The organism is Shewanella sp. SG44-6, assembly GCF_014164185.1.
In the GTDB taxonomy this organism is placed as follows: Bacteria; Pseudomonadota; Gammaproteobacteria; order Enterobacterales; family Shewanellaceae; genus Shewanella; species Shewanella vesiculosa.
In genome coordinates, this window is record NZ_JACJER010000179.1 from 1 (window position 1) to 7,280 (window position 7,280).

The window sequence follows — 7,280 nt, forward strand, 5'->3', positions numbered from 1 at the left end:
CACTTGTTGAAGTTCGTTCAACCTCTGCAAAAGTATTAGCTGAGAAAAAAGAATTACTTCGCCGAATTGCTCGCGTTCAAGAGCAGGTCCAAGATTGGCAAAATAAAGCTGAGTTAGCACTATCCAAAGATCGTGAAGACTTAGCAAAAGCAGCCTTAGGTGAGAAACAAAAAACGGTTGGTTTATTAACCAGTCTTGAAAACGAGCTACAAGTTGTTGAAGAACATGTTGCCCGTTTAAAAGACGAAATAGCCCAACTTCAAGAAAAACTGAACGATGCTCGAGCTCGTCAAAAAACCATCATTATGCGTAAGCAAACTGCTACTTCACGTCTTGAAGTAAAGAAGCAGCTTGATTCAAGCAAAATTGATGATGCCATGATGAAGTTTGAACAATACGAGCGTCGAGTTGAAGGACTTGAAGCACAAGTAGAATCATATGATTTAGGTAAAAAGAACGTCCTTGCTGACGAGTTTGCAGCATTAGAGGCAGAAGATTCTGTCAATGATGAATTAGCAGCATTGAAAGCAAAAATGAGTGCAAAAGCACAACCTAAATCGAAAGCGTAAATTTATTCAGAGGTGAGTTATGGATATGGATCTTCTTATTGCACCAATTATCATCTTTATGGTGGTTGTGGCACCTATCTGGTTGGTTCTTCATTATCGCAGTAAGCGACAAGTGAGCCAGGGGCTCACCGAGGAAGAATTCAATCAGCTTAATGGTCTAATCGCTAAAGCAGAAAAAATGAGCGGTCGCATCGAAACATTAGAAGCGATTTTAGATACTGAATCACCAGAATGGAGAGCAAAACATGAGCTCAGCTAATGGTCGTACCCTATACCGCAACCCAAAAAGTGGTAAAGTGGCTGGGGTGTGTTCAGGTCTTGCTGATTACTTTAACTTTGAGACATGGCTAGTAAGAGTGATTGCTGTGTCGATATTGTTACTGGGTGGGACAGGGGTCGTGTTGGTTATTTATATCGCACTATGGATGATATTAGATATTAAACCACAAGACCTAGAACACAAAGAACAGTACAAAGATATTGAAATTAAAAAGAAAGTTTGGCAAGCAGGTGAGCCTGCAAAGCAAGCATTGTTTGATGTTAATCGTCAATTTAATGGATTAGAAGTCCGATTAAGACGACTCGAGGAACATGTCACATCAGACAATTTCGATCTTAAACGCCAAATCAATAGTCTTTAATTCTTCTAATGGGCGGTTATCCGCCCTTGTTCTTTAGGGGGGCCATCAGCCATCATGAGATTTTTAGACCGTTCTTTGTTTCGTGTCACTCAAACCGCGCAATCTTTGGTTCATCGCAGTACAGATCGTCATGTCAGATTAGCCGTTACTGGGTTATCAGGAGCAGGCAAAACAGCTTTTATCAGTGGTTTAGTCAATCAGTTATTGCATGCCGGTAAAAGTGCTAAGCACAATCCGCTACCCTTGTGGCAAGTCGCACGTGAAGGTCGGTTAATTGCCGTTAATCGGGCTATGCAACCTGATTTAGACATTGCCAGTTTTGATTATCAAGGCGCAATGAATGCATTAAGCTCATCACCTCCTTATTGGCCTGCTTCGACCAAAAATATTACTGAATTACGTTTAGCGATTAAGTACCAGCCACAACAAGGTTTGTTAGCCAAATTGACCGATACAGCAACCTTGTATGTTGATATTGTTGATTATCCCGGTGAGTGGTTACTTGATTTACCTATGCTTAAACAAGATTTCAGCCAATGGTGCTTATCACAACAAATTAATGTGTCATGTTTACGCCACTCACCTTTATTCAGTGCATTTAATCAGGCTGTAGAACAGTTAGACTTAAGTCAATTAGCTGACGAGCAGCAACTTAAACACATTGCCGATTTGTATCAAATCTTATTGGTTGATTTGGTACGACAACAGGGCTTTTACCACGCGCAGCCTGGGCGCATGTTATTACCAGGAGAGTATGAAAATACTCCATTATTGACATTCTTTCCCTTGCTTAGTTTAAGTCCTATTGAGCACACAGAATTATCAGCAAGCTCAAGTGACTCAAACTACCACGTTCTTAAACGCCGTTATGATCAGTACGTATCACAAGTGGTTAAGCCTTTTTACCGCGACTACTTTTCTCGATTTGATCGTCAACTAGTATTGGTTGACTGTTTAAACGCACTTAATCATGGTCAGGCACAATTTAATGACATGGGGCGTGCGTTAAACAGCATTATGGAAAGTTTTCAGTTTGGCCAATCGGGCTTAATTAAACGTTTATTTTCACCACGGATAGATAAAGTGTTATTTGCTGCCAGCCAAGTAGACCGAGTGACCCGTGATCAGCAAAGTCATGTGCTTAGTTTGTTAACCGCCATGCTGCAACAAAGCCAGCATTATGCCAACTTTGAAGGCAGTGAAGTTGAAACCATGGCGATAAGTGCCATTAAAGCCACTCAGCACGGGATGGTTAATATAGCGGGGGGTCAACAAGAAGTGGTAAAAGGCACTGGGCTTGATGGTAAGCAAGTCACTGTATACCCAGGAGATGTACCTACATCATTACCCGATGCTCAGTTTTGGCAACAACAAGGCTTTAGCTTTAGTGCTTTTCTACCGCCCAACTTGAGCCATATGCATGATAATAATCCGCAATTCGAACACATTCGTCTCGACCACCTGTTGGAGTTTCTATTAGGCGATAAATTATCTTAATAGTTTTTATTTTGAGAATAAATGTGAGCATTAGTTATGAATGAACCTACACGCAATTCGCCGATAAAGAAATCGCAATTATTTACCGAGTCAGACCTTATTGTGGCAGATGAAACTCATTCTGCTGAACAAACGATTAAGCCAACTAAATCGTTTGAAGAAGTTGATTTTATTTGTGAGCAATCACTAACAGAATTACCAGCATCAATGGAAGAAAGCATTCAACCTCCAAAATCAAAGCGTTGGTCGCTACTGGCCAAACTGTCAGTATTTGCTTTGGTGCTATTGGTGGTAGTGCAAACCGTGATGGGCTTAATTGATTCTTTGCAGCAAAGTCCATGGTTATTTGGTTTTTATGCCACAGTGCTGGCTATTGTGAGTTTGTGGGCATGTGTGATTACCCTCAAAGAATGGCGCAAATTAGTTAATCTTAAAAAGGTCAGTGATCATCAAGCTAAAGCTGAACGATTGTCACTAAGTATGCAAATGGGCGAGGCCAAATCATTTTTGGCACCAATATTGGCAAAATATCCTAATAACCAGGCTAAACAACAATATTTACAAGCCTGTAGCCATGAACATAATGATGCTGAGATTGTATTATTATTTGAAGATATTGTGTTGTCCGAACGTGATTTACTGGCCAAAAAACGTGTTAACCGCTTTGCTGCTGAATCGGCATTACTATTAGCCGCAAGTCCATTAGCTGCTTTGGATATGGCTATTATTTTGTGGCGAAATCAAAAAATGATTAATGAAGTTGCTGCAATTTATGCGGTGGAATTGGGGTACTGGAGCCGTATAAAACTGATCCGTAGCATTGTGACTAATATTATTTATGCTGGCAGTACCGAGGTGATTACCGATTTAGGAACCCAATTATTATCAGTAGAAATGACTGGTAAGTTATCTGCCCGAATTGCACAAGGGCTTGGTGGTGGTTTACTTACCGCACGGCTAGGTTATCAAGCGATGACCTTGTGTCGTCCCATTGCCTTTAATAAACACAATAAGCCTAAATTATCACATGTACATCAGCATTTACTGGGCGAATTAAAGCAGTTTACGTCGTCAATGATGTCTAAAAGTAAATCGAAACAAACTCAAACAGTCGACAAGAGTGAATAAAAAAATATGTATTTTTTTTGAACAATTCGATTTTATTGACTACATTTAGCCTCCGATCCGTAAACGGTAAAGCGTTGCGGATCTTTCGAGCTTGGTAATGGAGAAGGACAACATACCAGCAAATCAAGGAAAGAAAGGAGAATCGAATGAAATCATTGACTTTAACAGCAGTGTTTTTAGGGGCCTGCTGTTTGCTCAGTAGCCATACCTATGCAGCAGAAACGGCTAAGACGATGGCCGAACCCACAAAAAAAGTGACTAAAACGGTTGAGGCAACATCAACCAAAATGCGAAAGATCAATATTAATAAAGCCAGCGCAGAAGAATTACAAGCGCTTAAAGGTATTGGGCAAGCCAAAGCACAAGCGATTGTGGATTATCGAACCAAAAACGGTAAATTCACCGATGTGCAACAGCTCACTTTGGTTACTGGTATTGGTGATAAGTTAGTTAGCCAGAATGCCGAGAATATGAGCTTCTAGGCTAGATGCTCATTCACACTAAAAACGGAAGCAATGGCTTCCGTTTTTTTATGCAAAGCTAAAGTCATCTCAGTAAAAACTAAAATCTAGCCTTATGTCAGCTGATTATTGAGCGTTGAATGCTTGGCCATTTGTACCAATAGATTCATTACCCATCAAAAATAAATACGTAGGCATGATTTCTTGTGCTGTTTTCAATGTCTGTGGATCTTCACCAGGATAAGCTTTTGCGCGCATTTCAGTGCGAGTCGCACCTGGGTTGATACTATTGGCTCTTACGGAAGTGTTATCACATTCATCGGCTAAAACTTGCATCATGCCTTCGGTAGCAAATTTAGAAAAAGCATAAGGTCCCCAATAAGCACGCCCTTTACGACCCACACTGCTTGAGGTAAAGATAATTGAGGCATGTTCACTTTTGCGCATAATCGGCAATAACGATTTGGTCATGATGGCTTGAGCGGTGACATTCACTTTTAAAATGGTTTCAAGAGAGGTTAAATCAATATGCTCAAATGGCCCTAATGCCCCCAATTGTGACGCATTATGCAATAAGCCATCTAAACAACCAAACTGTTCAGCAATGGTGTCTGCCATATCAATATAATTCTGTTCAGTCGCACCTTTCATATCTAAGGGCACAATAGCTGGTTTGGGATATCCAGCATTCACTATTTCATCGTATACATTTTCAAGTTTTTTGACCGTTTTACTCAGTAAGATAACGGTTGCGCCGTGTTTCGCGAACTCGATTGATGCTGCACGGCCAATACCGTCTCCAGCACCAGTAACCAAGATTGTTTTGTTATTCAGTAAATCTTTTGTCGCTTGATATTCCAACATGATTAATTATTTCCTCTACGCGCAATCGCCCGTCAAATCTAGTACCGGATAAAAAATAAACGACCGTTTGAAACAAATGATTGATAATTGTGTATGAATAGGTCATTTGCATGTAACAAACTTGTAGCTAACTCAATAATTTTACGTTAACTTGAGAATAGTTGAGGACTAACATAAGTCCTTATTTGGTCGCATGATAGGACTATTGTGACCAATTCTTGGGGAAAACAAAATTATTAAAACAAGATTTGGGGAAAAAAAGATGAAAAGACTCATTTTGGGTGTTGCAATTGCATCTGCTCTTGGCTTAACGGCATGTGGTGGTGATACTTTTAACGAAGCAAAAGATAATGTTGAACCTTTGGTGCCTTTATCACACGTTCAATTCGATCCTGCTAATGGCAAGCTACCTTTACCGAACGATTTATTGTTTAGTGGCACCACGGATGGCACGTTGACAATTCCGGGTGAAACCGGTGTCGATTATACCAATCCTCAAACTGCACTGGGTGCATTAGATGGATGGTCAACTAGCTCACCAATATCAATAACAATGGAGTTAGCAAAAGACCTTCAAGGTAATGCATTAACGATTGATGCTGACTCAGTATTCCAGCCAGGCGCGGTGCGCGTTTTTGAAGCCACAGTGGGCGGTTCATTATCTACCGATCCTGAGTGTACTTCACAGGCCTCAGTTTCAGCTTGTAAAGTGGGTGAAGAATTAACATTTGGTGTTGATTTTGTGACTAAAGCCTCAGGTAACAACGTTGTTATCGTGCCACTTAAGCCGCTTAAGCCGATCCAATCTTATTTATATGTTGCAACTGATTTAATCCACGACTCATTGGGTCGAAGTATTGCTGCATCGACGACGTATAACTTATTAAAATTAGATATTGAAACTAAGCCGCTAGAAACTGCAGCGCAGTTACAATTACAAGGTTTAGTTAATAGCTACGAAAAAGGGGCTGCAGCAGCCCATGGTGTTGATCCAGACAATATTATTTACTCTGGCTTATTTACCACTCAGTCAGTTGCTAACGTATATGAAACCACTAAGTTATTAATGGCATCTAATCCTGCCTATACACCTTCATTTGTCCAAGCGCCAACACCAGCAGGTTACACGGTTGCTCAGGCTGTTGGTTTAACGGAAGCGAGTGGTTTAGCTTACACGCTAGCCAATATTGCCGACGTGTATACGGCAAAAATTAAAGTGCCATTCTATGGTGACTGTTCTTCTGCCAGCTGTGTGATTCCTGTTGTTGATGGTAAGCCAACTGCACCAAACGGTCGCTGGTTTGCTCAAGGTGATAGTCCAGTTTCAGTATTGTTGTCACTTCAGGCGGGAACATTAAGCCAAGCTAATTTCTTCGCTCAAGCGTCTGAGCAAGGTGTTGACCCACAAGCTGCGTTAGCTAATCCTGCATTACTTGCTGGTAAGCAATGGATGCTTGACGACGGCACATCAGCTGATAAAACTAAGCACCTAACTCGTCTTAATCCAATCCCTGCTATCAAAGGTTATGAAACGATTCCAGTACAAATTACCATACCCAACGCGGCTAAATTAGCAGCGTTTCAAGGTGATGCGTTTGTTGCACCAACCAATGGCTGGCCTGTGACAATTGCTATGCATGGTTTAGGCGGTGGTAAAGAAATGGCGCTAGCTTATGCAGGAACTTATGCAGCTGCTGGTGTAGCGACTATTTCAATCGATATGCCTTTGCATGGTGCTCGCTCGTTTGATTTAGATAAAGATGGTATCTATGAGATTTCAGCAACAGCACCTGCGTTTGGTAATGTTATTGGTACTCCTGATGCTTTCGAAAATGGTAACCCGCTAGTGTTTGTTAACATTGCCAGTACATTAACGGTGCGTGATAACTTCCGTCAGGCAACCTTAGATCATTTAGCATTACGCTTATTATTGACCGGAATGGCGCAGCAATTAGCGGCGGCAAATCAACCACAAGTGTTTGATGTGTCTAAAATCAGTGCGCAAGGCTTAAGCTTAGGTGGCATTGTAGGAACAACATTTGCTACTTATGCCAGCACAGGTTTAGTTAACCCAATGACGGGCGATACTTTACCTAACGCTTATGCGATTAACGCAGCAT

General features: G+C 41.1%; 8 protein-coding genes. 7 read left to right on the forward strand and 1 reads right to left on the reverse strand.

Going from position 1 to position 7,280, the window contains the following annotated elements:
- From H5185_RS20320 to H5185_RS20345, 6 genes are all read left to right on the forward strand, one after another.
- A partial coding sequence (locus tag H5185_RS20320) for a PspA/IM30 family protein (protein WP_182743006.1) occupies positions 1-569 on the forward strand: 569 nt, incomplete at its 5' end.
- A 19-nt stretch (positions 570-588) separates the two neighbouring features.
- Positions 589-828, forward strand: a complete 240-nt coding sequence (gene pspB / locus H5185_RS20325; RefSeq protein ID WP_124016420.1) for an envelope stress response membrane protein PspB — start codon at positions 589-591, stop codon at positions 826-828.
- On the forward strand, positions 815-1,210 hold the full coding sequence (pspC, locus tag H5185_RS20330) for an envelope stress response membrane protein PspC (RefSeq protein WP_124016421.1): 396 nt from the start codon (positions 815-817) through the stop codon (positions 1,208-1,210). The genes pspB and pspC overlap by 14 nt, the downstream gene beginning before the upstream one ends.
- A 54-nt stretch (positions 1,211-1,264) precedes the next feature.
- Complete coding sequence (locus H5185_RS20335) at positions 1,265-2,707, forward strand: YcjX family protein (protein ID WP_182743007.1); 1,443 nt, start codon at positions 1,265-1,267, stop codon at positions 2,705-2,707.
- A 36-nt stretch (positions 2,708-2,743) separates the two neighbouring features.
- Positions 2,744-3,835 carry a TIGR01620 family protein gene (locus tag H5185_RS20340; protein WP_182743008.1) on the forward strand — a complete coding sequence of 364 codons (1,092 nt, stop codon included), beginning with the start codon at positions 2,744-2,746 and terminating at the stop codon, positions 3,833-3,835.
- Between the two features lie 146 nt (positions 3,836-3,981).
- Entirely contained in the window at positions 3,982-4,317 is a 336-nt protein-coding gene (locus H5185_RS20345; RefSeq protein WP_182743009.1) for a ComEA family DNA-binding protein, read from the forward strand.
- A 105-nt stretch (positions 4,318-4,422) separates the two neighbouring features.
- On the opposite strand, the gene H5185_RS20350 is transcribed toward H5185_RS20345, so the two are convergent.
- Entirely contained in the window at positions 4,423-5,160 is a 738-nt protein-coding gene (locus tag H5185_RS20350; RefSeq protein ID WP_182743010.1) for a YciK family oxidoreductase, read from the reverse strand.
- A 262-nt stretch (positions 5,161-5,422) separates the two neighbouring features.
- On the opposite strand from H5185_RS20350, the gene H5185_RS20355 reads away from it, so the two are divergent.
- Positions 5,423-7,280, forward strand: a 1,858-nt coding sequence (locus tag H5185_RS20355; RefSeq protein ID WP_182743011.1) for a VolA/Pla-1 family phospholipase, incomplete at its 3' end; no start/stop codon positions are given.

What these genes read in the sequence shown, in the direction of transcription:
- H5185_RS20340 (WP_182743008.1), top strand. Translation starts at nt 2,744, where the DNA reads ATGAATGAACCTACACGCAATTCGCCGATAAAGAAATCGCAATTATTT.
- pspB (WP_124016420.1), top strand. Translation starts at nt 589, where the DNA reads ATGGATATGGATCTTCTTATTGCACCAATTATCATCTTTATGGTGGTT.
- H5185_RS20345 (WP_182743009.1), top strand. Translation starts at nt 3,982, where the DNA reads ATGAAATCATTGACTTTAACAGCAGTGTTTTTAGGGGCCTGCTGTTTG.
- H5185_RS20350 (WP_182743010.1), bottom strand. Translation starts at nt 5,160, where the DNA reads ATGTTGGAATATCAAGCGACAAAAGATTTACTGAATAACAAAACAATC.
- H5185_RS20335 (WP_182743007.1), top strand. Translation starts at nt 1,265, where the DNA reads ATGAGATTTTTAGACCGTTCTTTGTTTCGTGTCACTCAAACCGCGCAA.
- pspC (WP_124016421.1), top strand. Translation starts at nt 815, where the DNA reads ATGAGCTCAGCTAATGGTCGTACCCTATACCGCAACCCAAAAAGTGGT.